Origin of the sequence: Sphingobium yanoikuyae, from assembly GCF_034424525.1 — a bacterium.
In the GTDB taxonomy this organism is placed as follows: Bacteria; Pseudomonadota; Alphaproteobacteria; order Sphingomonadales; family Sphingomonadaceae; genus Sphingobium; species Sphingobium yanoikuyae.
Map to the genome: position 1 here is coordinate 4717186 of NZ_CP139979.1, position 25911 is coordinate 4743096.

Consider the following 25911-nt stretch of genomic DNA (forward strand, 5'->3'; position numbering starts at 1 on the left):
CGGCGATCATCGATCGCCTGACTTTGGCCGCGCAAGCCGCATGGCCTCCCATCGCGCGCGTCGCGCGCCATCCGGTTCAGTTGAGGGTGGAAGATCCCGTAGCCAATAATCAAACCACTCCAGATTCTCCGCCATGGCGCCCAGCTGATTTGAGGGCAGATGGAAAAAATGCGTCTCGTCCGACGCCCAGCTCTCTCCGGGATAAAGTGATATTTCCGAAGGGATCTGCGCAGCGCGCAATGCCTGATGGAAATCGATCGCGGACTCATGTGGTTCGGCGATCTGCTGCAGCACCGGCGCCTGAGCGAAGCGCGCTCGATAGGAAGGGGCCAAAGCGGCATAATTTGGCTGCGCAACAGGCTCGCCGGGAGCCCCGCCATAGATAGCCCGGTAGACGCATTGGTGCGTGCGATAGCTGGTTGGTTCGAGGAAACCCCCATCGCCGCTGGATGCAACTGAAAACAGATCAGCCTGGGTGACGGCGACATTCGCGATCTGGGATCCGTAACTGTAGCCTGCAATGCCGACATGCCTGGGATCGATCAGGCCTTCGGTGTCAAGCGCATGCAATATTACACGGAAGCTCTCAATCTGATTGAGCCAACCCAGGCGCTGTATTTCCGCAGGCGGTGTTGTCCCGCCGCACATGTTGCGATCTGCCGAAGCCTTTTCCAGTTCGTCACTTTGCGAGACGTCGGGCTCATTGGCCAGTATGACCATATATCCGCGTTCAGCGAAGAGCTGGATCGGATAATCCCATTGTATATCCTTCGACCCGAACCGTTCGTCGGCGTCGGAACCATGCGTAACGAGCACAGCGGGATAGCGTTGCCCGGATTTATACGTCCGGGGGTAAATGATCAGATTTCGCGCGCGGTATCCATAGGCGTTTGTCAGAATGCGGGTCTCCACGCGAAGCGGCGTAATCGCATCATGTCGCGGCGACAGGGGCTGAAGCGCTTCGATCCTGCCCGTGCCGACGGTGACCCGTACGAAGGATGGCGCTCGCGTTACCCCTTCGCGCACGCACACGCCTTCGGACAGTCTGGGCGTAAAACTGCAATGGGTCAGGCTTTCAGGAACCTCGATCCGCGCCACTCTGCCAGCGGTATCTAGGCGGATCAGGCCATAGCGGCCCGCGCTGGTGAAGCGGACAGCTATGAGAGCCATACTCCCGTCTGGAGATCGCCAATGTCCAGGGGATCGAGCGTCCGACAATGTGGCATCAAGCCCCCCATAGTCGATCAAGCGGCCATCGATTGTTCGCTCTCTCAAGCGACGCTGCTGGTTGACGCGCTCGATCGCGACCGTTCCGCCATGAGGTCCCGTGATGCGATCGGCGAACAGCGCGGGCCCTTCGTCAAGAGGTCGGCTTTTGCGATCCTCGAACCGCCAGCGGTAACGCTGGATATGGGGCACATTGAGGTTGTCTGCCTGGAGTGCATAGTCGAGTGCATCATCGTGCCAGATCGGCATGCCGCCCAGATAGCGCCCAACCCGGTCGGGGCCGACAACGTCAGCGATCCAGAGCGGCGGACCACCATCCTCCTTCATAAAGAAATGTGTCGTGACCCTCGGGCCTCGTCGCCGATAGATGGTCAGCCGCGTGACGTCTTCATCATGCCGGATTTCTCCTTTTTCGTCCTCACCGCGCAGCAGTGAGTAGAAGAGTCGACGCCCGTCGGGTGACCAGTCATAATAGGCAAGACCAAAGCGTACTGGCCCGGTGAAGCCATAGCCGAATTGTGCACCATCGGCTGACCCGACCAGGACTGGCTCGGGATTGACGACAAGGGCTTGCATGGCGCCGTCGGCCCCGAACTGATAGAGCTGAACGCCTTGTCCCTGATCGATCAATAGGCTCCAGGCCATTTTGCCGGGAACGGCCTGGAGCCTTTCCATCCAGATGGAACGGGCAAGGATCCTGTCTCCATCCGGCTGGAAGTTGGTCACATGGAGTTCGAACTCCGTGCGGTTCTCCTTTCGGTTTGCGACCCGAAGGATGTAGGCAAGCGATCGTCCGTCATCGGCCAGCGCGGTGCCGGCCACAGCGGGGATCGCCAATATGTCGTCCATGGTCCAGAAATGGCCTTGAGCCGCGACCGCACGGCCCACCATCGGCTGTGCCGCCGCGAGTGTCAGCAAGATGGCCAGGCATGTTCCCGCGCGCATCAGCATCACCACGACCGGCGAATCTGGATGGAGAGAAAGCGTCCAATTGGGGAGTAATTGGTCGTATCGAAGGGCGTGTCATAACCAGAGCCTGTGACGATCAACGGGGGCTTGGCGTTGAAGACATTCTGCATATTGGCGCCCAATTCGAATCCGCCTCCCATCTTGGCGATGGCGGAAAGATCGAGGGTCGCGAGCGCGCGCAGGCGGTAAGCTGGCAGACTCCGGTTATCGAGGATGCTTGAACTCAGATTGGTGAATGCAGAGAGGGTGAGCCGCGGTGTGACATAGCTGGCACCGACGCGGCCCTTGAGCTTGGGCGGGTTGAATATGGTGCCGGAAAGATCGACCGTCGGCAGGCCGTCGAACAATTGCCTGCTGCTATCGATCCAATTGCCATCGAAGCTGAGATCGAGCGCCTCGCGATCCGGGTCTCCGATCAGGTAGCGCATGGAAAGGCTGATGCCTTTGTAGATCTCGCGTGCCATGTTTCGGTCACGGCCATCCAGAATTGCGACGACCCGGCTGGGATCATAAGTGCCGGTCGTGCCATTCTGCAGACCGATCGCTGCACCGCTGATCAGCGACTGTTGCAGGGAGGTGGACGGGTCAAGCGTGACGAGGCTGTTATAGATCGGGTTGTTGAGCACGCCGATCGCAGACGTCAGCGGCGTTGCAACACGATCGGTGTAATCAAAATGGAAAAAACTGATGCTCCCGGTGAATTCGGGATGTTCGACTGGACGGAATTCCGCCGAGAAGGTCCAACTTTCCGATTTCTCGGGTTTCAGGTCTGCGTTCGCGCCCCCCAAGATTATCATGGTCGAGTCGGCTGGAAAGCCCGTGGCATATCTGGCGGTCTGATATAGGACGGCGGAATAGCTTCCATATCGCTGATACAGGGTCGGGAGGCGGAATGAGCGGCCCCAACTACCCTTTATCGCCAGGCCATCAAATGGCTCGTAGACGATCCCCAATTTTGGAAGCGCGACGGAATCTGTGCCTGAGTTCGCCTCGTAGCGGAATGCTCCCGTCAGCCGAAGCGCACGCCCCAGCCGGGAATTCTGCGCTGGCGAAAGGATCGGGACCAGCAGTTCGGCGAAACCAAATCCGTTTTCACTGTGCTGCTTAAAGGCGTTGCTCGTGACGCCCAATGTGGTGGTGGTCAGTTCGATGCCGGTACGGCGATAGCCGCCGCCCAATGCAACGCGAACCTCGCCGGCAGGTAGGCTGAAAAGCGGGCCGTCGCCGTTCAATTCGATCGACTGGGCATCATTGTCATATTGCCGATAACTTGCCCCATAAACCGAGCCGCCCGCGAAGATGTCCGAATGAGTCTGGGATTTGTCGGCGCCGAACGACGACAGGAGATGCAGATTCCAGGATGCGCCAAGGCTGGCCGTAAGCGACGGGGCGACAAGCCACGACCGGGTGTCTGCCCGGACCGCCGCGCCGCTGGCGGTGTGCGGCTGTCCCTCAAGGAAGCCGGCGATCACATCTTGCCTTCCGTCCTTGTACATCAGGTCGACATTGGCCTTCAGCTGACTGCCAATGTCCTGGAAGAGGCTTATCAGCGCGCTATCGCGCCCGAGCCTGGGGTAAAGCGATGAATCCGTCGCCATGCTTCTGGCGTAGGAACGGCTCGATGCTGGAATGTCGGAGTTGGACGAATGGTCCAGAACGGCGATAATTCCGCCTCCGGCCCACTTGGCGCCACCCGTCAGATTATATTGCTGCTGGAAATTGCCGCCATCGGTCGCCCCCCCGACTCTCGCCAGCGCGCTAACGCCTTCATAGTCGCGCTTCAGAATGACATTGACGACGCCGGCTACGGCATCGGCGCCGTAAATCGCCGAAGCGCCGTCCGTGATGATTTCGACACGATCCACTGCGGTTGCGGGAATGGCGCTGATGTCGACGGCAGAATTAAGACCGGTGTAGCTGAGGCGGTTGCCATTCAGCAGCGTCAAAGTGGCATTTGGACCCAGGCCAAGCAGATTGGGGGACGATGATCCGTTGACGTTGACGTCGCTGTTGCCCTGACTTGTGCCGACACCGGGGTTCTGCCCTCCGCCAAAATTCACCGGCGAACTTCGGATGACCTCACCGAGGTCCGCTTGTCCGCCGCGGCGCATGTCTTCGGCCGTTATGACGCGAACGGGGGCCGACGGCGGCGCCCCGGTAATCCGGCTGCCGGTGACGGTGATGATGTCCCTCGAATTTTCATCGCTGATCGATTTCGAGCGGATGATCACGGCTCCATCCACGATCTTAGCTTCGAGGTCGGTGGTTTTGAGGAGCCGACCAATAGCTTCACTCGGGGTCAGATTGCCTTTGAGCGGGGCAGCGGCAACGCCCTCGATATCGCTGGCAGACATGTAAATTTCCCAGCCAGCGCTCGAGGCAACGGCGCGCAGAGATTGGTCAAGCGTCTGTGCGGGCAAATCGATGACGATAGCCGGATCGTCCTTGGCCCATGTTGCGGGGATTGAAACAACCCCTGCCGCGCCAGCCATGAGCAATGCAATCGTTTGAACCTTCGTGACGGACATTGTTCCCCCCAATGCGTTTGCCGACCCGCCACATCGGCGCGTCTGGGGGGATTGACGCTGCAATTGGTACGACCTTAGTCGTCCATCAAAATTTTTTATCTCTTGCGCAGGTGAATGGCGCCTTGGCGGTGGACTGCAGCAAGTCCGAAAAGAGAGGCGATCCTCTCGGCAAAGCGGTCGCTATCCGTAATATGGAACCGTCCCGAAACCAGCAGATTGCCCAGGGGTGGCTCATCGAGCTCGATCGGCTGCCTTGCATATCGATTGGCATCCGCAATCACCTCCGACAGGGGCGCGGAATGATATTCGGTCCAGCCATTAGGCCAGTCACGCCGATCGGTGTCGTCCTGTCCGACCGCAATTGGTGTGAAGTCGCTTGCAAGATAGCCATAGCTTTGCCCGGCCTGCATCTTTGGGGCTGCCCTCTCCAACACCGCGGGGCGCAGCAACCTGCGCAATTCGACCTCACCCGACAGGACGGCGACCTCGATTTGACCATCGGCAGCCATATCCACATCAAAGCTTGCGGCATTGGCCGTAAGTTCGCCTGAACCAGCCTCGACGATGAAGGGGCGAGGGTCTGCGCTCACGGCTATACGAGCCTTCCCTTCGAGCAGCCGGATTCGACGTTCTCTGCTCGTCATTGCAACTTCGATCTGGCTGGCGGCGTCGAGCGTGAGATCGGAACCGTCGGCGAGCGCCACGGTGCGGATCTGATGCCGCGGCGCACGCATGCGCGCCGGCGCAGCTTCCTCGTTGATAGCGGTCCGCAGATGCTGGTTCGACGTGAAGGTCGCACCTAGAGCTATTGCCAGCGCAAATGCTGCTGCAATTCCCAGGCCGAGGAAAAATGTGCGGGAATGTAACGGCTTCTTTTTGCCATGGCGGACAGATGACTTCAGTATCTCTGAAGCCTCGAAATGATGTCGAGCCCGCTCATAGGCCCGTCGATGATCGGCAGACTGATCCAGCCATGCGTCGAGATCCGAGGTATCCGCCCCCGGTTCACGAGCGCGCAGATTCAGGAACCACGCGATAGCTTGTTCTTCGATGGCATCGCAGTCGACGCCATCGTCGCCATCCAGGTCGCTCATCGCGCCGCGTCCACGTGGCGGCTGATATGCGCGAGCGCCTTCACCATGTGATATTCCACCGTCGCGACGCTGATTTCCAATCGCTCATGGATTTGGCGATAGCTCATTTCATCCACCCGATGCATCAGGAATACACGGCGGGTCTTTTCGGGAAGCGTATCGACGGCATTCTCGTAGAGGCGTAGGAGATCGGACGCCTCTAAATTGAGGCATTGCTCTGGCTGCGCGACGACATCTCGCTGCTCGTCGAGTGGAAAGATGACGACATTATCACGTCCTATCTTTCGGGCTCGATCGATCAGCAAATTGCGGGCGATTCGTTTGACGAACGCGGCAGGATTTATGAGCCGTCCCGCCTGCTCGCTGCTTGCGGCGCGCACGAAGACTTCTTGGACAAGATCAGGTGCGGCATCCCATCCGGCGCGTTTGCCCAGATAACGCAGAAGCCCGGCTCGCTCGGTCTGGAAAGTTTGCGCAAGGCTTTCGGCCGGCGGAGAAACGGCGTCGGATGCCGGCGTCCCATCGGCGGGACTATTGTGGCATCCAGAGGATACGGACCTAGGCGGACGATGGCACGGGAAAGGGAATTGAGAGGGCACAAGTCAAATCCAGGCGACAGCAACTGCCATCGGGCAGCCGCCCGACTGTTTGCTTTCCCCTGCGCTATGCCGCGGTTCGACATGCCACTGTCATCTCTAGGCGGCCGTCCGTCCTTCGTGGACCGACGTAAATTATGCTTGGCAGGTATGCTTGCGAGGCACTCTTCGGATTTCCTCACGTCACGATGATGGCGGCATGTAATCGATTGCGCAAGGCAGCCGGTGCGATAGGAGACTGGTAAACTGTGATGGAAAAAGCACAGCGGAACCTAGCCCCAAACATGCTTACCATGCGCTTACTTTGCGATTTTCGAAGGAAAAATAAGCGGTTTCGATCGGCCCCGGCGGGCCAGAATTCTTTGATTTTATTGAAGAATTCTGGAGCGGGCGAAGGGATTCGAACCCTCGACCCCAACCTTGGCAAGGTTGTGCTCTACCCCTGAGCTACGCCCGCTCTTGGCGGCCGGGAGAGTGTGTCCCTCTCGGCGGGTGGCGGCGAACTAGCAGTGGTTTCCAAAGTCGGCAAGGGCTGAATTGCAGAAAAATGAAAAACTTTTTGAAAAAGGAAAAAATCCCCCGTTTTCCGGGGGTTTTGGTGGTGTGATTAAATTGGCGGGTGGCGCCGGGGCGAACGCGGCTGTGGATCGGCCCATGGCGAATCGTCGAATCATGCCGCCTTTGGCCATGGTGTGCATGTATCTGCGCGATATTGGTGATGGCAGGGCAGGCGGTGGTCGCGGCTTGACAGTGCAGGGCGCGACTTCCTAGTCCCCGATGCAAAATCGGACCAAGGGGACGCGCTTCATGAAAATCCTGCCGCTGCCGTTGATGCTGTGCGCGTTGCCCGGCGTCGCCGCTGCCCAGGCGCCCGATGTGACGGCGGATGAGGCCGCGTCGATCGTGGTGACGGGCACGGGCCTCGCCCTGCCGCCGGGGACGCCGGCCTATGGGTCGGTGGTGATCGACCGGGATCGGCTTGAGGATGCGGCGTCGGGTCGGATCGAGAGCGTGCTGGCCGATGTCGCGGGCTTCCAGCAGTTCCGCCGCTCCGACAGCCGCGCCTCCAACCCCTCGAACCAGGGCGCCACCCTGCGCGCGCTGGGCGGCAATGCGTCGAGCCGGACGCTGGTGCTGCTCGACGGCGTGCCGGTGGCCGATCCCTTTTTCGGCTATATTCCCTTCTCCGCGCTAGTGCCCGACCGGCTGGCGCTGGTGCGGGTGACGCGCGGCGGGGGCAGTGGCGCGTTCGGCGCGGGCGCGGTTGCCGGCACGATCGAACTGGCCAGCGCCACCCGCGACCAGATGCCGCACGTCGGCGCCAGCGCCTTCTATGGCAGCAGGGACGCGAGCGAACTGTCCGCCAGCATCGCGCCGGATCTGGGCAATGGTTACGTGTCGCTCTCGGGGCGCTGGGACCGCGGTGACGGTTTCCAGACCACGCCCCGCGACCAGCGCGTTGCCGCCACCGTGCCCGCCGCCTATGATAGCTGGTCGACCAATTTGCGCGCGGTCGCGCCGATCGACGCGACCTCGGAAATCCAGTTTCGCGGCACCTTGTTCCAGGACAACCGCACGCTGCGCTTTGCCGGCGCCGACAGCATGAGCCAGGGCCAGGACGCCAGTATCCGCTATATCAGCCGGGGGCGTTGGCAGGTCGATGCGCTCGCCTATCTCCAGGCGCGCAATTTCTCGAACATCGTCATCTCTTCCACCAGCTTCCGCAAGTCGCTCGACCAGCGCAACACCCCCTCGACCGGGATCGGCGGCAAGATCGAGCTGCGCCCGCCGGTGGGCGAGGATCATGTGCTGCGCATCGGCGTGGATAGCCGCTTTGCCACCGGCGACATGTTTGAAGATGCCTATAATGCCGGCATCGCCACCAACCCGCTGACAGCGCGCCGTCATGCCGGTGGTGACCAGATCACGTCCGGCATCTTTGCGGAGGATGACTGGACGATTGGCAATCTTGTCCTGACCGGCGGCGTGCGGGCCGATCGCTGGTCGATCCGCAACGGCTTCTACAAGGCGGTCAGTGCGGCCGGCGTGGTGACGCAGGACAGCGCCTACGCCAATCGGTCCGACTGGGAATTTTCCGGTCGGGCCGGCGCGCTCTACCATGTGAGCGATGCGGTGGCGCTGCGCGGCGCGGCCTATAGCGGCTTCCGTCTGCCCACGCTCAACGAGTTGTATCGCCCCTTCGTCGTCTTCCCGATCACCACCCAGGCCAATGCGGACCTGAAGCCCGAGAAGCTGAAAGGTGTGGAGGGGGGCATCGACCTGACCCCGGCATCGGGCGTGCAGCTCTCCGCCACGCTTTTCTACAACCGGCTCGACGATGCGATCGCCAATGTCACCATCGCCACCAACACCCGCCAGCGGCAGAATGTGAACGCGATTCGAGCCAAGGGCGTGGAGTTGACCGCCAGCGCGCAACTGCCGGCCAATTTCTCGCTGCTCGCTTCCTATGCCTATAGCCGCTCCAGGGTCGATGCGCCGGGCATGGCGTTCGACGGCTTCGCGCCCGCGCAGGTGCCGCGCCATTCCGCCAGCGCGACGCTGGCCTGGGCGCCCAAGGCCGGGCCGGAACTGTCGGCCACGCTGCGCTACACGGCCAAGCAATATGAGGATGACCTGCAGAGCGACGTGCTGCCCGATGCGCTGACGCTGGACGCCCTCGCCCGGTTGCCGATCGGCCATGGCATCAGCCTGGTCGCGCGCGGAGAAAATCTGTTCGACGAGGATATCGTCACCCGCAATGCCGGTGGATCGATCGATCTGGGCACGCCCAGGACGCTCTGGATCGGCGTCACCGTGCGCGGTTGAGCCGATTCCCGTCGCGCAGTTTCTTGCCCTCGCCTGGTTGCTGCTGGCGAACCTGATGGCCTTCATGCTGTTCGGGTTCGACAAGCGCCGGGCCGTGCGAGGGATGGCGCGAATCCGCGAGCGGACCTTGCTGCTCTGGGTGCTCGCAGGGGGGGCGCCGGGTGCATTTGCCGCGCGCCGCCTCTTTCGTCACAAGACGCGCAAACAGCCTTTAGTTCGGTGGCTATGGCTGATCGCCGCGGCGCAGGCGCTGGTCCTCGCCGGATGGGCGATGATCTGATTTTTCATCTGTCGGGGGGAGAAATGGTGCTGCCGGCGAGGATTGAACTCGCGACCTCAGCCTTACCAAGGATGCGCTCTACCACTGAGCTACGGCAGCACTCTATTTCGTCTCCGTCGCGCCGTGCGCTTCGGAGGTCGCGCCTATGGCCGCCCCATTGCCTCCTGTCAAGGCGGGTTGCGGCAGATAATGCATTTTGCTTATGCGCTTCATCATGAGCGAGACCCCGGACGAAAAGAAAGCAAGGCTGGCGCAGGCGCTGCGCGACAATTTGCGGCGTCGCAAGGCCCAGAGCCGCGATGTGGCGCGGGAAGGGGCTGAGCCCACCCCCGCGCCGGAATCGTCCAAGGACTGATTCGGATTAGAGCGGCGCGCAGGCCGACTGGAGCCAGGCCAGCGCCTCGCCTTCGAGCTGCGGGCCGACCACGGCCAGCACCTGCGCATGATAGGCGTCGACCCACGCGCGCTCACCGGCATCCAGCAGGTCGGTGGCGATGGCGTTGCGGTCGATCGGCGCGAAGGTCAGTGTCTCGAAACCCAGCATCGGCTTTTCGCCGCCGGCGATCGCCCGTTCCTCGACCAGCACCAGATTCTCGATGCGGATGCCATATTCGCCGGTCTTGTAGTAGCCCGGCTCGTTCGAGAGGATCATGCCCGCCACCAGCGGCTCGTCGCCGCCGCCGAAGGTCGCGATCCGCTGCGGCCCTTCATGCACCGACAGGAAGCTGCCGACGCCATGGCCGGTGCCATGGGCATAATCCAGCCCCTGTGCCCAGAGATACTGGCGCGCCAGCACGTCGAGCTGGCCACCGCGCGTGCCAAGCGGGAAGACGGCGCGGGCCAGCGCGATATGCCCCTTCAGCACCAGGGTGAAGCGCTGCTTCATCTCTTCGCTAGGGCTGCCGATGGCGATGGTGCGGGTGACGTCGGTGGTGCCGTCGCGATACTGGCCGCCCGAATCGACCAGGTAGAAGCTGCTGGTCTCGATCGGCCGATTGGTCTTTTCCTCGACGCGATAATGCACGACCGCGCCATTGGGGCCGACGCCGCTGATCGTGTCGAAGGACAGATCCTCCAGCAGGCCGGTATCCTTGCGGAATGCCTCCAGCCGGTCCGAGGCGGAGAGTTCGGTCAGGCCGCCCTTGGGCGCTTCCACCGCGATCCAGTGGAGGAAGCGGCTCAGGGCTGCGCCATCGCGCGCCTGCGCCGCCTTGTGGCCGGCAATCTCGGTGTCGTTCTTGATCGCCTTGGGCAGCACGGCGGGGTCGCGCAGGCTGAGTATCTGGGCGCCGCCGGCGTCGAGCGCCTCGAAGATGGCGGCAACGGCCCGCTCGGGGTCGGCGACGACGGTCTTGCCCTTGAGGTCGGCGAGCGCATCGGCAAAGGCGGCGCGGTCATGGATGCGCACCGCATTGCCCAGATGCTTGGCAACCGCCTCGTCCATCTTTTCCGGCGCGACATAGAGGTCGGCGGTCGCATCGGCATGGACGATGGCATAGGCCAGCGCGACCGGGGTGCGCTCGACATCCTTGCCGCGGATGTTGAAAGCCCAGGCGATCGAATCGAGCGCGGAGAGGACGGCGGCATCCGCCTTCTTCGACACCAGCCAGTCGGCGATATCGGCACGCTTCTCGGCTGCATTCTTGCCGGCATAGCGATCCTCATGGACCACCAGCTTGGCGTCGCTGGGGGCCGGGCGATCGGGCCAGACGGCGTCGACAGGATTGGTGTCGACCGCAACCAGCTGCGCGCCCTTCTGGGCCAGCGCTTCGGTGGCCTGCTTCACCCAGGCGCGGGTGTGCAGCCAGGAATCATAGCCGATGCGCGCGCCTTCGATCGCATGGTCCTTCAACCAGGCGGCGATCGAAGTCTGCGGCACGCTTTCATATTGCCAATGGGCGCCGTCCACCTGCTCGCGCACCTGCAGCGTGTAGCGGCCGTCGACGAAGATCGCGGCCTCCTCCGGCAGGACCACGGCGCTGCCTGCCGAACCCTGGAAACCCGTCAGCCAGGCGAGCCGCTGGGCATAGGCGCCGACATATTCGCTCATATGCTCGTCGGTCAGGGGGACCACGAAACCATCGAGCTTCTGGCGTACCAGCTGGGCGCGCAGGGCCTTCAGGCGATCTTCATAACTGGACATCGAACTTCCCTTGGATCATTCCGGCCTCTTGCGTTGGCCATAATGCCGACAACATAGAGGGGCCGGCGCGCTTATTCCAGCGCAGCCCCCGTCTGGACCATGGATAGTTAATGACCGATCAAATGCAGCCGCCCCTGTCCCCGCCGATCGCCGAACGCCGCCCGCACAGTTTCGCGCATCATGGCATCACGGTGGACGATCCTTACGCATGGCTGCGCGACCCCGGTTATCCCGACGTCAAGGACAAGGATGTGCTGGCCTATCTGGAGGCCGAGAACGCCTGGTTCGAGGGCGCGATGGCGCCGCACAAGCCGCTGCTCGACACGCTGTTCCACGAGATGAAGGGGCGCATCAAGGAAGATGACCAGTCGGTTCCGCAGAAGGATGGCGACTATATCTACTGGCGCGCGTTCGAGACCGGCGCGCAATATCGCAAATGGTATCGCAAGCCGGCAACAGGCGGTGACGACCAGCTGATCCTGGACGAACCGGCGCTGGCGCAGGGCCATGACTATTTTCGTCTCGGCGCCATGTCGGTCAGCCCGGACGGCCGCTATCTGGCTTATGCCATCGACACCAATGGCTCCGAACGGTTCGAGGCGCGGATCAAGGATCTCTTTTCCGGCGAAATCCTGCCCGAAATCATTCCCGACACATTGTCGTCGCTGGTGTGGACCAGCGATTCAAAGGGGCTGCTCTATGGCCTCGCCAACGAGAATTGGCGGACCGACAATGCGCGGCTGCACTGGCTGGGCCAGGATGTGGCGAGCGACGTCGAGCTGTTCCATGAGGATGATGAGGGCTTCCGCGTCTCGATCGGCCTCACCTCATCGGAAAAATGGATCGTCATCGCGACCGGCGACCATGTGACCAGCGAAACCTGGCTGATCCCGGCCGACAATCCGACCGCGACGCCGTTGCTCGTCTCCGCGCGCAAGGCCGGCCGCGAATATGATGTTGATGAGCATGAGGGCACGCTCTACATCAAGACCAACGACACCCATCCCAATTTCCGGCTGGTGAAGGCATCGCTCGACGCGCCCGACCAGTGGAATGAAGTGATCGGCGCCGACGCCCATTTTTACCTGACCGATTTCACCTTGTTCAAGACCTTCTACGTTACAGAAGGGCGGCAGGACGGGCTCGACCAGATCGAGCTGCGCGATTATGCGACCCATGCGGCAAAGCGCATTCCGTTTCCGGAAGCCAGCTATTCGGCGAGCCTCGACGACAATCCCGAATATGAGGTGACGAAGCTGCGCATCGGCTATGAATCGATGGTCACGCCCGACACCATCTATGATTATCATCTGGCAACGGGTGAACTGGAGATACTCAAGGTCCAGGAGATTCCCTCGGGCTATGACGCCAGCCGCTATGCCACCGAGCGACTGATGATCCCGGCGCGCGACGGCACGCAAATTCCGGTGTCGATCGTCTATCCCGCCGACTTCCCCCGCGACGGCAGCGCGCCGCTGCACCTTTATGGCTATGGCGCCTATGGTCTGGCGATGGAGCCGGGCTTTTCGACCAGCCGCCTGTCGCTGCTCGATCGCGGCTTTGCCTTTGCCATCGCCCATATTCGCGGCGGCGACGATATGGGCCAGCAATGGTATCTGGACGGCAAGCTCGACAAGCGCACCAACACCTTCACCGATTTCGTCGATGTCGCGAAGGGGCTGATCGATCTTGGCTATTCGGCCAAGGGCAGGATCAGTATTTCGGGCGGATCGGCCGGCGGCGAGCTGATGGGCGCGGTCATCAACTCCGATCCCGACCTGTGGGGCGCGGTGGTGGCGCATGTGCCGTTTGTCGACGTGCTCAACACCATGCTGGACGAGACGCTGCCACTGACGCCGGGCGAATGGCCCGAATGGGGCAATCCGATCGAGGATGAAGCCGCGTTCCGGACGATCCAGTCCTATGATCCCTACACCCATGTCAGCGCCCAGGATTATCCGCCGCTGATGGTGACGGCCGGGCTGAACGACCCGCGCGTCACCTATTGGGAACCGGCGAAGTGGGTAGCGAAGCTGCGCGCCACCAAGACCGACAGCAATATCCTGCTGCTCAAGACCAATATGGGCGCGGGCCATGGCGGCAAGTCGGGCCGGTTCGAGAGCCTGCACGAGACCGCCGAGGAATTTGCGTTCATCCTGTGGCAGCTGGGAGTGGAAGGCTGATGGCGTCGAGCTTCACCAAGCAGTTCACCGCACGGCCCGAGCATATCGATGTGCTGGGCCATGTGAACAATGCGGTGTGGGTGCAGTGGATGGAGCAATTGTCGGTCGAACATTGGATGACCGATGCCGACCCGGCCCATGTCGACGCCTATATCTGGGTCGTGACCCGGCATGAGGTCGATTATCGCGGCAACGTGACCGAGGGCGATGTCGTGTCGGGCCGCACCTGGATACCGGAAGGGCCGCGCGGCGCGCGGTTCGACCGGCTGATCGAGTTCACCGGACCGGACGGCAAGGTGAAGGTGTCGGCGAAATCCACCTGGGCGATGATCGACAAGGAAAGCGGCCGGCTGATGCGGGTGCCGGCCGAGGTAGCCGCCAACTTCATCGAGGGCTGAGCCGGCCCAGCTTCAGCGGGCGCTGACGGCCTGTGACAAAGCACGGGCCGCCTGCACATAGGCCGGCCCGCCGCACACGGTCCAGGCCTGGGGCAGGCTGATGCGCGCTATGTCGCGCAGCACGGGATGGTGCAGCATTTCGGTGCCCTGGTCGGTGATCCGGTCGGTGGCGCTCTCGACGATCAGATAATCGGGCCGGGCGGCGACCATCTCCTCCAGGCTGACCTGCGCGATCGCCGGCTTGCCAAGATCGGCGGCCAGGTTGCGCAGCCCCGCCCGCGTCATCAGGTCGTCGACCAGCGTGCCGGTGCCGGTCATGTAGCCGCGCCGCTGATAATAGGCCGCGACCTTTGGCTTCGGCGCGCGGGGCAGGGCGGCAAGCTCCCGGTCCATCCGCGCGATCATCGCTTCGCCGCGGTCGGCATGGCCAGTCGCCTGCGCCACCGTGCGGATCGAGGCGACGATGTCGGCATAGCTGTCCGCGCTTTTCAGGTCGACGGCGGGATAATGCTGGGCTTTGAGGATCGCGATCGCCGGATTGCGCCGCGCCGGCATGCCGATCACCAGATCGGGATTGGTCGCCAAAATCTGTTCGGCCGATCCGTCGAGGATGGGCAGGCCCTTCGTTACGGCCGCCACCGCCGACATCTGTCGATCGGCGGCATTATGGGTCAGGCCGGCAATCTGGTCGCGATCGGCCAGCGCGACCAGCAACTGGTCGGCGCACAGGTTGAGCGACACGATCCGTTGCGGACGTTTGCCTGCATTGGCAGGCTGGCGCGCGGTGGCCGCCCATAATGTGGCACCGCCGATCAGGGCGATCATCAGGGCGATCATCCCCTTGCCGGGGCCGATGGGCGCAAATATCCGCATGGCCACCTCCCTTAGCCCGCGCGCTCCGCCAGGCAAGGAAGATTGACGCTCCAGTCGGGCTCGCCTATCGCCCGGACTGCGACAGGTTCCCCGGCAGCGGGGATGAAAAGGGAATGGGGTTCAAGACCCCGGCTGCCCCTGCAACTGTGAGCGGCGAGCTTTTGTGCCACATGCCATTGGGACCGCAAGGTTCTGAGAAGGCGGCATGAATCAGCGATGACCCGCGAGCCAGGAGACCTGCCCGTCGCGGTCGTCCTTCGCGCGGACAGGGTGTGCCGAGCGGACGGGGGTGAACCCGCGTGGCGACAGGTGGACCGCAAATTGCGGGGACCATGTCGCGCCCGGCCGGGCACCGATATCGTCCCTGGGATGCGGTACCTCGTCCGGGGGCTTATGTGTTCAAATATCTGACTTTCTGTTCTTTCCTTCTCTCCACCACCGCTTTCGCCGAAGAGGCGCAGCAGGCGCCACCGCCCGATGCCGCCGCCGATGCCGGGGCCAGTTCGATCCTCGTCACGGCGACCCGCCTCGCCACGCCGGCCGATCAGGTGCCGGCCTCCGTGACCGTGCTCGACAAGGCGGCGATCGACCGCGCGCAGGATCTGGGCGTCACCGAATTGCTGTTGCGCGCGCCCGGTGTCAGCATCTCGCGCAATGGCGGCTATGGCACGGCGACGTCGCTGCGCATTCGTGGCGCGGAATCCGACCAGACCGTGGTCGTGATCGACGGCGTCAAGCTCAACGATCCGTCCTCGGCCGGCGGCGGCTATAATTTCGCCAATCTGCTGGTCGGCGACGCCTCGCGCATAGAAGTGCTGCGCGGTCCCCAGTCGACCCTGTGGGGCAGTCAGGCGATCGGTGGCGTCGTCAATGTCGTCACCGCCATGCCCGAACAGCCTCTGGAGGGTAGCTTCGATATCGAGGCGGGGTCGCGCGACACGGTCAGTGCCCGTGCGGCGCTGGGCGGCAAGACCGGCCCGGTCAACTGGCGGATCGGCGGCCAGAGTTTCACCACCGACGGCATTTCGGCGATCAGCCCGGCCTTTGGCGGCAAGGAGAAGGACGGCTACACCAACCGCAGCGTCACCGGCCGGGTCGAGGTCGCGCTGGCGGACGGGATCAGCGCGGACCTGCGCGGCTATTATTCCGATGGCCGGGTCGATTTCGACGCGACCAGCGCGGACAGCCCGGCCTATGGCACCAATCGCGAATTTGTCGGCTATGCCGGCCTTAACGTCGCACTGCTCGACGGCCGCTTCCGCAACCGCTTCGGCTATGGCTATACCGACACCGATCGCGACAATTATGATCCGCGCAACCAGCGCAAGCAGACGTTCGACGCGGCGGGGCGCAACCAGCGGCTCGAATATCAGGGCAGCTTTGCCATTGCCGATGGCTGGACCGCGCTGTTCGGGGTGGAGAATGAGAATAGCCGCTTCCGCAGCGTGTCGCCTTCGGCGTCGCTTTCGGTGCCGATTCCCGACCCGGCCCGCGGCAAGGCGGAGATCACCAGCGTCTATGGCCAGCTCAATGCCCAGCCGATTACGGGCCTGACCCTGACCGGCGGGCTGCGCTACGACGATCATAACCGCTATGGCGGCCGGACCCTCTTTTCCACCGGTGGCGTCTGGGCGCTGCCGACCGGGACGGTGCTGCGCGCCAGCTATGGCGAGGGGTTCAAGGCGCCGACCCTCTATCAGCTCTTTTCCGAATATGGGAATCAGGCGCTCGACCCCGAACGCGCCCATGGCTGGGAAGCGGGCGCGGAGCAGCGTTTCTTTGGCGAGAAACTGCGGCTGGGCGCGACCTGGTTCGACCGGACCACGACCGACCAGATCATCTATAATAGCTGTTCCACCAACTCGACCGATCCGCTCTGCTTCACGCCCGGCACCACCACCCGCCGCTATGGCTATTATCTCAATGTCGCGCGCGCCAAGGCGCATGGGATAGAGGCGCAGGCGGCGGTCGAGCCGGTCAAGGGGCTGACCATCGACGGCAATTATAGCTGGACCGTGGCGGAGGATCGTTCGGACGGCACCGCGAACGAAGGCAACTGGCTGCCGCGTCGGCCGCGCAACAGCGCCAATGGTTCGATCAGCTATGCCTGGCCCTTCGGCCTTACCACCGGCGCGGCGGTGCGCTGGTCCGGCCACAGCTATGACAATGCGGCCAACACAACGCGGCTGGACGATTATACGCTGGTCGACCTGCGCGCCGAATATGCGCTCACCCCGGCGTTGCGCCTGTTCGCCCGCGTCGAGAATCTCTTCGACGAGAACTATATGACGGCCTATCGCTATGGCACGCTTGGGCGCAGCATCTATGCCGGCTTCCGGGGGCGCTTCTGATGCTGCGCCCCGTCGAACCCGGCCCCGCCATCGTCGCCTGCAATACCTGCCGTCATTCGGCGACGATGCGGGAGGATGCGGAGGGCATGCGTGGCGGGGCACGGCTGGCGGAGGCGCTGCGCACGGTGCAGGCCTCCGACCCGCGCTATGCCGCCGTCGCGGTGCAGGACATGCCCTGCCTGTTCGCCTGCCAGGATCATTGCACCGTCCATCTGCGCGCGCCGGGCAAGGTCGGCTATGTCATGGGGCGGTTCACCCCGGATGCCGATGCGGCGCGCGCGATCCTCGATTATGCCATTGCCTATGCCGCCAGCGAGCATGGCCGCGTCGCCTTTCGCGAATGGCCCGAAGGGGTGAAGGGCCATTTCATCACCCGTACCCCGCCGGAAGGATTTGTCGTCGAATGAGCTTCGCCTCGATCACCGATTTCGAAAATGCCCTGGCCAATCTGCCGCCGGCCGAGGAACTGGCCAGCGCGGCTGCACGCGCGCGGCAGGCGGAACTGACCAAGCCGCTCGGCGCGCTCGGCCGGCTGGAGGATGTCGCGATCTTCATGGCAAGCTGGCAGGGGCGCGCGGTGCCGCGCCTGAAGCGGGCGCGTGCCGCGATCTTTGCCGGCAATCATGGCTTCACCGTCCATGGCGTCAGCGCCTATCCCGCCGCCGTGACCGCCCAGATGGTCGCCAATTTCGCCGCCGGTGGCGCGGCGATCAATGCGCTGGCCGGCGTGGCCGGGCTGGAGCTGGCGGTCCGGTCCATCGATCTGGACAGGCCGACGGCGGACTTCACCATCGCGCCGGCCATGACCGAGGAGGAATGCCTGACGGCGTTGTCGATCGGCGCGGCGGCCGCCGAAGAGGATCTGGACCTGCTGGTCGTGGGCGAAATGGGGATCGGCAATTCGACCGCCGCCGCAGCCCTGAGCGCGCGCAGCTTTGGCGGCGCGGTGCGTGACTGGGTTGGTCCCGGCACAGGCGTCGATGGCGAGGGGATTGCGCGCAAGATCGCGACGATCGATCGCGCGCTGGCCTTCCACGCCGCAGCGCCGGACAGCGCCTTTGAAACACTGCGCCGGCTGGGCGGACGCGAACTGGCGGCGATTGCCGGCGCGGTGCTGCGCGCCCGCCAGCTGGGCGTGCCGGTCCTGCTCGACGGTTTCATCAGTTGCGCCGCGATCGCGCCGCTGGTGGCGCAGGTGCCGGCCTTTGCCGACCATTGCCTGGCCGGTCATTGCTCGGCCGAGCCGGGCCACGGCCTGCTGCTGGAGCGGATGGGCCTTGAACCGCTGCTGCGCCTCGACATGCGATTGGGCGAAGGCAGCGGTGCTGCCGTGGCGGCCAATATCGTCCGTGCGGCCGTAGCCGCGCATAGCGGCATGGCGACCTTTGCCGAGGCGGCGGTGTCGACCGCGACATGATGGGCATGCCGCTCCATCTGCTGCGGCATGGCGCGCCCGAGACGCCCGGCCTGTTGCTGGGGCGGACCGACAGCGTGCCGACGCGCGCGGGCATCGATGCCTGTCTGGCGCAGGCGGAGGGGCTGGAGATCGAGATGATCGTAACGTCCGACCTGCAGCGTGCCCGGCAGGCGGCAACCGCGATCGGCGAGCGCGCCGGTTTGCCGGTATGGGTCGATCCGCGCTGGCGGGAACTGGATTTCGGCATCTGGGATGGTCTGGCCCCGGCCGATGTCGATCCCGAGGCGCTCGCCCGTTTCTGGCAGGATCCCGATGGCTTCGCGCCGCCGGGCAGCGAGGGATGGACGGCATTGCTGGGGCGGATCGCCGATGCGGTCGAGGATCTGCCGCGCGTGCCCACATTGGTGCTGACCCATGGCGGGGCGATGCGCGCGGCGCTGGCCCATCTGTGCGGGTTTAGCGTGCAGCAGAGCTGGAGCTTCGGCCTGCCCTATGCCGCCTTGCTGTCGCTGGAACGCTGGACCGGGGAGCCGCCGCTCGCCCGCATCACGGGCCTGCGCCCATGAAGGGGCTGGTCCTTGCCATCCAGTTTCTGACCCGCCTGCCGATGACGAAGGTGACAGCGAACGAGACAGACTTCGCACGGTCGATCCGATGGTTTCCGGCGGTCGGCGCGATTGTCGGTCTATCTGTCATGTTCGCCGTCAATCTTGCTGTTCGCATCGATCCCTGGATCGGGGCGCTGGCCGGGCTGCTCTGCTGGGTTGGCGTGACCGGGGCGCTGCATCTCGACGGCTTGGGAGACATCGCCGATGCCTGCGGCGCGGTGCATAAGGGGCGCGACCGGCTGCTGGCGGTGCTGGCCGACCCGCATGTCGGCAGTTTCGGCGTGGTGGCGATCGGCCTGCAACTGATCGTCAAGCTGCTGCTGCTCCATGCGCTGGTCGAGCGGGGCATGATGTTGCCGCTGCTGCTCATTCCCTTTGCCGCGCGGATCGGGCCGCTGCTGTGGGCGCGGATGCTGCCGCCGCTGCATGCCGGGCTGGGCGCGCGCTTTGCCGATGCCGTCAAAACGATCCACATCGCCCTGTGGATAAGTCTGTTGATAATCGCCGCCTGGTGGCTGCCGGCCCTGCTCGCGGCGCCGCTGCTGATGCTGGTCTGGGGCCTGTGGCTGAAGCGCAGGCTGGGCGGCATTTCCGGCGATGGCCATGGCGCGGGCATTGAACTGGTTGAAAGCGGGCTGCTTTTCGTCGTCCTGATCGCGGGCGGCACGACATGACGACGCGCTGGACCTGGCATGGCGGCGGTGTCGCGGCGGCGAGCGCGCATTTCGGTGGCGCGCCCGAAAGCTGGCTCGACTTATCCACAGGCATCAATCCCCATGCCTGGCCTGGCGCTGCCGAGCAGGCGATCGACTGGCGCGCCTTGCCCGACGAGCAGGGACTGCGCGCGCTCGAACAGGCGGCGGCCGATCATTTCGGCGCCGCTGCCGATCATGTCTGCGCGCTGCCGGGGACAGAGGTGGGCCTGCGCCTCGTTGGCACATTGCTCGACGGTTCGGTCCGCCATGCCAGCCCGGCCTATCGCACCCATGGCGCGATGGTGCCCGGCGCCGCGCCGGTCGATCTCGGCCATCTGGACGAAGCCGACGGGCAGACGCTGATCCTTGCCAATCCCAATAATCCCGACGGGCGCGTCCATGGCGTGGCCGATCTGCTCGCCCTGCTCGACCGGCGCGGGCCGGACGGCTGGCTGGTGGTGGATGAGGCCTTTGCCGATGGCCATCCGGGCATCAGCCTGGCGCCCTTCGTGGCCGACGATCGCCCTCTCATGCTGCTGCGCTCCTTCGGCAAGTTTTTCGGGCTTGCCGGCCTGCGCCTCGGCTTTCTGGTGGCGCCGCGTGCGATCATCGCGCGGGTGCGGGACAGGCTGGGTGCCTGGCCGGTGTCGGCTGCCGCCATTGCCATTGGCACGGCCGCCTATCGCGATAGAGCTTGGATAGAAGCGATGCGCGATCAGCTGCAGCGGGAGGCGCAGGCGCTCGACGCGCTGCTGCTGGGCCACGGTTATCAACCGATCGGCCAAAGCCCGCTCTTTCGCCTGATCGAAACGCCCCACGCCATGGCCCTGTTCGAGCGGCTGGCAGGGCAGGCGATTTTGACCCGGCCCTTCGATAGTCAGCCGCATTGGCTGCGCATCGGCCTGCCGGCCGACGCGATGGGCCTGGCCCGACTGGAACGGGCGCTGCGCCATGGCTGATCCGGTTGCGTTGCTGGCGCTCGCGCTCGATGCAGCGGTCGGCTGGCCGGCGGCGCTCTATCGCCGGGTCGGCCATCCGGTCGGCAGCTTTGCGCAGCTCATCGATCATTGTGCCGCGCGTTGGAATGATCCGGCGCGTAGCGCTCTCGCCCGGAAAATGGGCGGGATTGCAACGTTGTTACTTTTGCTGTCGGTCGCGGGCGGTGGCGGATGGCTGGTGCAGTATCTGCTCCGTCTCTGGTTGCCGCAGCCGTGGAGCTGGCTGCTGATCGGCCTGCTGGCCTATCCGGCGCTGGCGCTGCGCAGCCTCTATAGCCATGTCCGCGCAGTCCATCACGCGCTGGCGGCCGATGATCTGTCGGCGGCGCGGGAGGCGGTCGGCATGATCGTCGGTCGCGACACGCAATCGCTCGATGAAAGCGGCGTTACCCGCGCCGCGATCGAGAGTTTGGCGGAAAGCTTCTGCGATGGCGTCGTCGCGCCCTTCTTCTGGCTGCTGTTGCTGGGCCTACCGGGCGTCTGGGCCTATAAGGCGGTCAACACCGCTGACAGCATGATCGGCCATCGCGAAGCGCCCTGGGGGCCGTTCGGCTGGGCGGCGGCGCGTACCGATGACCTCATGAACCTTATCCCGGCGCGGCTGGCCGGTTGCCTGCTCTGTCTGGCCGGGGGGGGCGGCTGGCGGGTGATGTGGCGCGACGCGCGCAACCATGCCTCGCCCAATGCTGGCTGGCCCGAAGCGGCGATGGCGGGGGCACTCGACCTGCGACTGGCCGGGCCGATCCGCTATGATGGCGTGCGCCATGACAAGCCCTGGATCGGCAGCGGGCGAAGCGAGGCCGATCCGCTCGACCTACGCTGGGCGCTGGCCATCTATGTTCAGGCCTGCCTGCTGCTCTGGCTGGTGGCCGGGTTGCAGGCGCTATTTGCTGGAGACATGATATGACAAGCAGCCTGCTAGTGCTGGGCGGCGCGCGATCGGGCAAGAGCCGCCATGCCCAGGCAGCGGCGGAAGCGCTGCCCGGCGCGCACGTCTTCATCGCCACGGCCGAGATTTGGGACGCGGAAATGGCCGACCGGATTGCCCGGCACCGGGCCGATCGCGGGCCGGAATGGGAAACAGTGGAGGCGCCGATCGAGCTGCCGGGCGCGATCGCGGCGGCGCGGGGCAAGACCGTGCTGGTCGATTGCCTGACATTGTGGGCCAGCAACATGCTGCTGGCGGATCGGGATGGCGAGGCCGCGGCCGACGCGCTCTGTGCCGCGATCCTGGCCCATGACGGGGCGATCATCCTGGTCGCCAATGAAGTGGGATTGGGCATCGTGCCCGACAATGCGCTGGCGCGGCGCTTTCGCGATCTGGCCGGCACGTTGAACCAGCGGGTCGCGGCGGTGGCGGGTCGGGTCGTTTTTGTCGCGGCGGGCCTGCCGCTCGCGCTCAAGGGGTGAAGGGGCGGCGAACCGCCCCCTCGCTCGATTAGTCGCGCAGCAGTTCGTTGATGCCGGTCTTCGACCGGGTTTGCGCATCGACGCGCTTGACGATCACGGCGCAGTAGAGGCTGGGGCCGGGCGTGCCGTCGGGCAGCGGCTTGCCGGGCAGCGAGCCGGGGACGACGACCGAGTAGGGCGGCACTTCACCCATGAACACTTCGCCGGTGGCGCGGTCGATGATCTTGGTCGACATGCCGATGAACACGCCCATCGACAGCACCGACCCCTTGCCGATGCGCACGCCCTCGACGACTTCCGACCGGGCGCCGATGAAGCAGTCATCCTCGATTATGACCGGGTCGGCCTGCAGCGGTTCCAGCACGCCGCCAATGCCGACGCCGCCCGACAGATGGACATTCTTGCCGATCTGGGCGCAGCTGCCGACCGTCACCCAGGTGTCGACCATCGTGCCTTCATCGACGAAGGCGCCGATGTTGACGAAGCTGGGCATCAGGATGACATTCTTGGCGATGTGCGATCCGGCGCGGGCGAAGCTGCCCGGCACAGCGCGGAAACCGGCGGCGCGGAAGGCGGCCTCGTCCCAGCCGGCGAACTTGCTGGGCACCTTGTCCCACCAGTGGCCGGCGCCCGGACCATTGTCGATCATGACATTGTCGTTGAGGCGGAAGGAAAGCAGCACGGCCTTCTTCGCCCACTGGTTGACCTGCCAGCCGGCTTCGGTCGGCTCGGCAACGCGCAGTTCGCCCTTGTCGAGCAAGGCCAGCGCCTTGTCGACCGCCTGGCGGACGTCGCCCTGGGTCGACAGGTTGATATTGGCCCGGTCCTCCCAGGCGGCGTCGATGATCGCGATCAGGTCTTGGCTCATGGTCTTTCCCCAAAAATATCCGCCAGGAACGGCGTCAGATGGTCGGTTTCAAAATCGATGAAATCGGGATGATGGTCGTGATTGCCGGCTTCCGATCCGTTATTGACCCAGATGGTGGTCATGCCGATCGCCTTGGCGGGCTTCAGATTGCGGGCCATGTCCTCGAAAAAGGCAGCGCGGGTCGGGTCGACGGCGTGGACGCTGCACAGTTCCGCATAGCCCGACGGATCGGGCTTGGGCACATAACGGCAGGCATGGATGTCGTGGATCAGCTCGAACGCGCCGGCAAGGCCCAGCCGGTCGAGCACGCGGCCGGCATAGGTCGCGTCGCCATTGGTGAAGATCAGCCGGCGGCCGGGCAGGGCGGCGATATGGGCGTTGAGGGCAGTGTCGACCGCCAGCCGCTCCATCGAGATGTCATGGACATAGTCGAGAAATTCGCGCGGCTCGATGCCATGATGGTGCATCAGCCCCGACAGGGTCGTGCCATGCTCCATGAAATAGCGTTTCTGGACGATCCGCGCCTCGGCCGGGTCGCAGCCCAGCAGGCCCTGAATATATTCGCCCATCTTCACGTCGATCAGCGCGAACAGGTCCGCCTTCGCCGGATAGAGCGTATTGTCCAGATCGAAGATCCAGGTGTCGACATGGGCCAGGTCCGCGCGCATGGCCGGGCCCTAATCCCCGGCGGGGATTAGGGCAAGGGCGCAAAGACCCCATGGATCGGCCGCATCAGCCGCAGCCGGGCGCTTCGCTGTCGTGATAGAAGTCCTGGACCGCAGCCCAGGCGTCCTCGGCCGTCTCGACCCAGGTCAGCAGGTTGAGGTCATTGTGCGAAATCACGCCCTCATCGGCCAGCGCCTCGAAATCCACCACCTTGTTCCAGAAATCCTTGCCGAACAGCAGGATCGGGATCGGCTTCATCTTGCCGGTCTGGATGAGCGTCAGCAGTTCGAACATCTCGTCGAACGTGCCGAAGCCGCCGGGGAAGACCGCGAGCGCGCGGGCGCGCAGCAGGAAATGCATCTTGCGCAGCGCGAAATAGTGGAACTGGAAGCTCAGCTCTGGCGTGACGAACAAATTGGGCGCCTGTTCATGCGGCAGCACGATGTTCATGCCGATCGTGGTCTGGCCGACATCGACCGCGCCGCGATTGGCCGCTTCCATGATCGAGGGACCGCCGCCCGAGCAGACGACGAAGTGGCGGCAACCCGCGGCGTTCACCGGATATTGCGCCGCGATCCGCGCCAGCTTGCGCGCTTCCTCATAATAGCGGGCCTTCTTGCCCAGATTTTCGGCAATCTTCTTCTGTTCGGGCGTGGTGGCCGCGTCGATGCGCGCCTGGACCTGATCGGGTTCGGGAATTCGGGCAGAGCCGTAGAAGACGAAGGTGGATTCGATCCGCGCCTCGTCCATCAGCAACTGGGGTTTGAGCAATTCGAGCTGGAACCGTACCGGGCGCAGATCCTCGCGCAGCAGGAACTCATTGTCCTGGAAGGCGAGCTTGTAAGCGGCGCTGCTGGTCTGGGGGGTTTCGATCGCCTTTCTGGCGTCGTCCGCTTCCTGGCGTGCGGGGCGGAATTTGCGTTCTTCAATTTCTTTCTTGGTCATTCCCAACAAGCTAGGCGCGGCAGGTGACAATGCCAAGACCGTTAGCGGGAAAATCCGCCAAGTTGGCTATTTCCGCTCAGCGGCAATAGCCGCCGCCTTTGTGATTCCCGCTCAGCGGCAGAAACCGCCGCGACCGCCCATGTCGAAATGGAAATGGTCATGATGGGCGGCGTTATAGTCGGGCGACAGCACCGTGTTGAACCGCTTGCAGGCGCTGGCATGGACCACTTCCAGAAACTGGCGGGTGCGCTTGTCGCCATGCCAGTCCTTCTCGACGCTGATCCGCCGCCCGTCGCTCAGGACGAAGGCGGATACATCGATCGCATTGCTGTGGGCATGTTCGCTGAGCTTGCCGCTGCCCGCGATCGGCCGGCAATTATAGGTGCCGAATGTCTCGATCTTCTCGATCTCCGCGCCCAGGATCAGCCGGGCGGCGGGCTGCACGGCATAGCGCGACCAGGCGGCGAAATTGGCGGCAAGGTTGCAGGTCATGGCGCCCAGGCCCGAGGTCGGCACACCGATGTCGAGCAGTTTGACGCTGCCGATCGCGCTGCATCCGCCACCGAAATTCTGATCGGGCAGGGGGGTGAAGGCGACCGACTGGGATTGCAGCTTGGCGAAGCATTGCCGGGTTTCGAGCGGCGGCGGCGCGGGCGGGGTGGTCGGGCGCGCGCTCTTCACCGGTTTGGATGCACGCGCGACTCGCCCCTTGGGCACCAGGTCGCCACTGCAGGCGGCCAGCATGCTCGCCATCGTCGCGGCCAGGGCCGCGCTGCGCCATACCGAATATTTCGTCGCCCGCTCTACCATCAATCCCGCATTTACCACGGCTTTCC

The 25911-nt window shown here is 64.2% G+C and carries 24 protein-coding genes, 2 tRNA genes and 1 riboswitch; of the genes, 14 read left to right on the plus strand and 12 right to left on the minus strand.

Going from position 1 to position 25911, the window contains the following annotated elements:
- Positions 1 to 6: 6 nt before the first annotated feature.
- The 5 genes from U0025_RS21930 to U0025_RS21950 all read right to left on the minus strand — a co-directional run bounded on the left by U0025_RS21930 (position 7) and on the right by U0025_RS21950 (position 6871).
- Entirely contained in the window at positions 7 to 2178 is a 2172-nt protein-coding gene (locus U0025_RS21930) for a prolyl oligopeptidase family serine peptidase (RefSeq protein ID WP_004209712.1), read from the minus strand.
- Positions 2178 to 4724 carry a TonB-dependent receptor domain-containing protein gene (locus U0025_RS21935; protein ID WP_257010966.1) on the minus strand — a complete coding sequence of 849 codons (2547 nt, stop codon included), beginning with the start codon at positions 4722 to 4724 and terminating at the stop codon, positions 2178 to 2180. Before U0025_RS21935 ends, U0025_RS21930 begins: the two co-directional genes overlap by 1 nt.
- A gap of 95 nt (positions 4725 to 4819) precedes the next feature.
- Entirely contained in the window at positions 4820 to 5818 is a 999-nt protein-coding gene (locus tag U0025_RS21940; RefSeq protein WP_004209714.1) for a FecR family protein, read from the minus strand.
- On the minus strand, positions 5815 to 6417 hold the full coding sequence (locus U0025_RS21945; protein ID WP_257010967.1) for an RNA polymerase sigma factor: 603 nt from the start codon (positions 6415 to 6417) through the stop codon (positions 5815 to 5817). The genes U0025_RS21940 and U0025_RS21945 overlap by 4 nt, the downstream gene beginning before the upstream one ends.
- A gap of 379 nt (positions 6418 to 6796) precedes the next feature.
- Positions 6797 to 6871 (minus strand) — tRNA-Gly (locus U0025_RS21950).
- Positions 6872 to 6951: 80 nt separating this feature from the next.
- Between U0025_RS21950 and U0025_RS21955 the strand changes: the two genes are divergently transcribed.
- Genes U0025_RS21955 through U0025_RS21965 form a run of 3 tightly spaced genes read left to right on the plus strand, consistent with a single transcriptional unit; the run spans position 6952 to position 9520 of the window.
- Positions 6952 to 7185, plus strand: coding sequence for a hypothetical protein (locus U0025_RS21955; RefSeq protein WP_139278719.1), 234 nt, complete (start codon positions 6952 to 6954; stop codon positions 7183 to 7185).
- A gap of 36 nt (positions 7186 to 7221) precedes the next feature.
- Positions 7222 to 9240, plus strand: coding sequence for a TonB-dependent receptor (locus U0025_RS21960; protein WP_004209716.1), 2019 nt, complete (start codon positions 7222 to 7224; stop codon positions 9238 to 9240).
- Positions 9241 to 9295: 55 nt separating this feature from the next.
- Positions 9296 to 9520, plus strand: a complete 225-nt coding sequence (locus tag U0025_RS21965; RefSeq protein ID WP_051156957.1) for a DUF1294 domain-containing protein — start codon at positions 9296 to 9298, stop codon at positions 9518 to 9520.
- A gap of 24 nt (positions 9521 to 9544) precedes the next feature.
- On the opposite strand, the gene U0025_RS21970 is transcribed toward U0025_RS21965, so the two are convergent.
- Positions 9545 to 9619: transfer RNA gene (locus tag U0025_RS21970), tRNA-Thr, on the minus strand.
- A gap of 115 nt (positions 9620 to 9734) precedes the next feature.
- Here U0025_RS21970 and U0025_RS21975 point away from each other — a divergent pair.
- A complete protein-coding gene (locus U0025_RS21975; protein ID WP_162181981.1) occupies positions 9735 to 9875 on the plus strand; it encodes a hypothetical protein in 141 nt (46 codons plus the stop codon).
- A gap of 6 nt (positions 9876 to 9881) precedes the next feature.
- Here the strand turns inward: U0025_RS21975 and U0025_RS21980 are convergent, their stop codons facing one another.
- Positions 9882 to 11663 carry an aminopeptidase P family protein gene (locus U0025_RS21980; protein ID WP_004209718.1) on the minus strand — a complete coding sequence of 594 codons (1782 nt, stop codon included), beginning with the start codon at positions 11661 to 11663 and terminating at the stop codon, positions 9882 to 9884.
- 110 nt (positions 11664 to 11773) lie between these two features.
- Between U0025_RS21980 and U0025_RS21985 the strand changes: the two genes are divergently transcribed.
- Entirely contained in the window at positions 11774 to 13846 is a 2073-nt protein-coding gene (locus U0025_RS21985) for a S9 family peptidase (protein ID WP_004209721.1), read from the plus strand.
- Positions 13846 to 14244 (plus strand): acyl-CoA thioesterase, encoded by a 399-nt coding sequence (locus tag U0025_RS21990; RefSeq protein ID WP_004209723.1) that lies wholly within the window; start codon positions 13846 to 13848, stop codon positions 14242 to 14244. Before U0025_RS21985 ends, U0025_RS21990 begins: the two co-directional genes overlap by 1 nt.
- 12 nt (positions 14245 to 14256) lie before the next feature.
- Here U0025_RS21990 and U0025_RS21995 read toward each other — a convergent pair whose 3' ends face one another.
- Positions 14257 to 15117 carry an ABC transporter substrate-binding protein gene (locus U0025_RS21995; RefSeq protein ID WP_004209725.1) on the minus strand — a complete coding sequence of 287 codons (861 nt, stop codon included), beginning with the start codon at positions 15115 to 15117 and terminating at the stop codon, positions 14257 to 14259.
- 66 nt (positions 15118 to 15183) lie between these two features.
- A riboswitch (cobalamin riboswitch) is annotated at positions 15184 to 15376 on the plus strand.
- 136 nt (positions 15377 to 15512) lie between these two features.
- Here U0025_RS21995 and U0025_RS22000 point away from each other — a divergent pair.
- The 8 genes from U0025_RS22000 to cobU are packed head-to-tail and all read left to right on the plus strand — an operon-like array spanning position 15513 to position 22596.
- The gene (locus U0025_RS22000; protein ID WP_004209726.1) at positions 15513 to 17468 is read left to right on the plus strand and encodes a TonB-dependent receptor plug domain-containing protein; all 1956 of its coding nucleotides are present in this window, start codon (positions 15513 to 15515) and stop codon (positions 17466 to 17468) included.
- Positions 17468 to 17875, plus strand: coding sequence for a DUF1636 domain-containing protein (locus tag U0025_RS22005; protein WP_004209727.1), 408 nt, complete (start codon positions 17468 to 17470; stop codon positions 17873 to 17875). Before U0025_RS22000 ends, U0025_RS22005 begins: the two co-directional genes overlap by 1 nt.
- Positions 17872 to 18885: a nicotinate-nucleotide--dimethylbenzimidazole phosphoribosyltransferase gene (cobT, locus tag U0025_RS22010; protein WP_004209728.1), complete on the plus strand. Its 1014-nt coding sequence runs from the start codon at positions 17872 to 17874 to the stop codon at positions 18883 to 18885. The genes U0025_RS22005 and cobT overlap by 4 nt, the downstream gene beginning before the upstream one ends.
- Positions 18882 to 19451: a histidine phosphatase family protein gene (locus tag U0025_RS22015; protein WP_004209730.1), complete on the plus strand. Its 570-nt coding sequence runs from the start codon at positions 18882 to 18884 to the stop codon at positions 19449 to 19451. The genes cobT and U0025_RS22015 overlap by 4 nt, the downstream gene beginning before the upstream one ends.
- Complete coding sequence (locus U0025_RS22020; protein ID WP_004209731.1) at positions 19448 to 20167, plus strand: adenosylcobinamide-GDP ribazoletransferase; 720 nt, start codon at positions 19448 to 19450, stop codon at positions 20165 to 20167. Before U0025_RS22015 ends, U0025_RS22020 begins: the two co-directional genes overlap by 4 nt.
- Positions 20164 to 21147, plus strand: coding sequence for a threonine-phosphate decarboxylase CobD (gene cobD / locus U0025_RS22025; protein WP_004209732.1), 984 nt, complete (start codon positions 20164 to 20166; stop codon positions 21145 to 21147). The genes U0025_RS22020 and cobD overlap by 4 nt, the downstream gene beginning before the upstream one ends.
- Complete coding sequence (gene cbiB, locus U0025_RS22030; RefSeq protein WP_004209733.1) at positions 21140 to 22093, plus strand: adenosylcobinamide-phosphate synthase CbiB; 954 nt, start codon at positions 21140 to 21142, stop codon at positions 22091 to 22093. The genes cobD and cbiB overlap by 8 nt, the downstream gene beginning before the upstream one ends.
- Positions 22090 to 22596, plus strand: coding sequence for a bifunctional adenosylcobinamide kinase/adenosylcobinamide-phosphate guanylyltransferase (gene cobU, locus U0025_RS22035; protein ID WP_004209735.1), 507 nt, complete (start codon positions 22090 to 22092; stop codon positions 22594 to 22596). The genes cbiB and cobU overlap by 4 nt, the downstream gene beginning before the upstream one ends.
- A 28-nt stretch (positions 22597 to 22624) precedes the next feature.
- Here cobU and dapD read toward each other — a convergent pair whose 3' ends face one another.
- From dapD to U0025_RS22055, 4 genes are all read right to left on the minus strand, one after another.
- Positions 22625 to 23464 carry a 2,3,4,5-tetrahydropyridine-2,6-dicarboxylate N-succinyltransferase gene (gene dapD, locus U0025_RS22040; protein ID WP_004209737.1) on the minus strand — a complete coding sequence of 280 codons (840 nt, stop codon included), beginning with the start codon at positions 23462 to 23464 and terminating at the stop codon, positions 22625 to 22627.
- A complete protein-coding gene (locus tag U0025_RS22045; protein ID WP_004209739.1) occupies positions 23461 to 24132 on the minus strand; it encodes a pyrimidine 5'-nucleotidase in 672 nt (223 codons plus the stop codon). Before U0025_RS22045 ends, dapD begins: the two co-directional genes overlap by 4 nt.
- A gap of 64 nt (positions 24133 to 24196) precedes the next feature.
- Positions 24197 to 25075: an LOG family protein gene (locus U0025_RS22050; RefSeq protein ID WP_004209740.1), complete on the minus strand. Its 879-nt coding sequence runs from the start codon at positions 25073 to 25075 to the stop codon at positions 24197 to 24199.
- Positions 25076 to 25186: 111 nt separating this feature from the next.
- A complete protein-coding gene (locus U0025_RS22055; protein ID WP_037490824.1) occupies positions 25187 to 25885 on the minus strand; it encodes an extensin family protein in 699 nt (232 codons plus the stop codon).
- Between the last annotated feature and the right edge of the window lie 26 nt (positions 25886 to 25911).

What these genes read in the sequence shown, in the direction of transcription:
- U0025_RS21930 (WP_004209712.1), bottom strand. Translation starts at nt 2,178, where the DNA reads ATGCTGATGCGCGCGGGAACATGCCTGGCCATCTTGCTGACACTCGCG.
- U0025_RS21935 (WP_257010966.1), bottom strand. Translation starts at nt 4,724, where the DNA reads ATGTCCGTCACGAAGGTTCAAACGATTGCATTGCTCATGGCTGGCGCG.
- U0025_RS21940 (WP_004209714.1), bottom strand. Translation starts at nt 5,818, where the DNA reads ATGAGCGACCTGGATGGCGACGATGGCGTCGACTGCGATGCCATCGAA.
- U0025_RS21960 (WP_004209716.1), top strand. Translation starts at nt 7,222, where the DNA reads ATGAAAATCCTGCCGCTGCCGTTGATGCTGTGCGCGTTGCCCGGCGTC.
- U0025_RS21965 (WP_051156957.1), top strand. Translation starts at nt 9,296, where the DNA reads ATGGCCTTCATGCTGTTCGGGTTCGACAAGCGCCGGGCCGTGCGAGGG.
- U0025_RS21975 (WP_162181981.1), top strand. Translation starts at nt 9,735, where the DNA reads ATGAGCGAGACCCCGGACGAAAAGAAAGCAAGGCTGGCGCAGGCGCTG.
- U0025_RS21980 (WP_004209718.1), bottom strand. Translation starts at nt 11,663, where the DNA reads ATGTCCAGTTATGAAGATCGCCTGAAGGCCCTGCGCGCCCAGCTGGTA.
- U0025_RS21985 (WP_004209721.1), top strand. Translation starts at nt 11,774, where the DNA reads ATGACCGATCAAATGCAGCCGCCCCTGTCCCCGCCGATCGCCGAACGC.
- U0025_RS21990 (WP_004209723.1), top strand. Translation starts at nt 13,846, where the DNA reads ATGGCGTCGAGCTTCACCAAGCAGTTCACCGCACGGCCCGAGCATATC.
- U0025_RS21995 (WP_004209725.1), bottom strand. Translation starts at nt 15,117, where the DNA reads ATGCGGATATTTGCGCCCATCGGCCCCGGCAAGGGGATGATCGCCCTG.
- U0025_RS22005 (WP_004209727.1), top strand. Translation starts at nt 17,468, where the DNA reads ATGCTGCGCCCCGTCGAACCCGGCCCCGCCATCGTCGCCTGCAATACC.
- cobT (WP_004209728.1), top strand. Translation starts at nt 17,872, where the DNA reads ATGAGCTTCGCCTCGATCACCGATTTCGAAAATGCCCTGGCCAATCTG.
- U0025_RS22015 (WP_004209730.1), top strand. Translation starts at nt 18,882, where the DNA reads ATGATGGGCATGCCGCTCCATCTGCTGCGGCATGGCGCGCCCGAGACG.
- U0025_RS22020 (WP_004209731.1), top strand. Translation starts at nt 19,448, where the DNA reads ATGAAGGGGCTGGTCCTTGCCATCCAGTTTCTGACCCGCCTGCCGATG.
- cobD (WP_004209732.1), top strand. Translation starts at nt 20,164, where the DNA reads ATGACGACGCGCTGGACCTGGCATGGCGGCGGTGTCGCGGCGGCGAGC.
- cbiB (WP_004209733.1), top strand. Translation starts at nt 21,140, where the DNA reads ATGGCTGATCCGGTTGCGTTGCTGGCGCTCGCGCTCGATGCAGCGGTC.
- cobU (WP_004209735.1), top strand. Translation starts at nt 22,090, where the DNA reads ATGACAAGCAGCCTGCTAGTGCTGGGCGGCGCGCGATCGGGCAAGAGC.
- dapD (WP_004209737.1), bottom strand. Translation starts at nt 23,464, where the DNA reads ATGAGCCAAGACCTGATCGCGATCATCGACGCCGCCTGGGAGGACCGG.
- U0025_RS22045 (WP_004209739.1), bottom strand. Translation starts at nt 24,132, where the DNA reads ATGCGCGCGGACCTGGCCCATGTCGACACCTGGATCTTCGATCTGGAC.
- U0025_RS22050 (WP_004209740.1), bottom strand. Translation starts at nt 25,075, where the DNA reads ATGACCAAGAAAGAAATTGAAGAACGCAAATTCCGCCCCGCACGCCAG.
- U0025_RS22055 (WP_037490824.1), bottom strand. Translation starts at nt 25,885, where the DNA reads ATGGTAGAGCGGGCGACGAAATATTCGGTATGGCGCAGCGCGGCCCTG.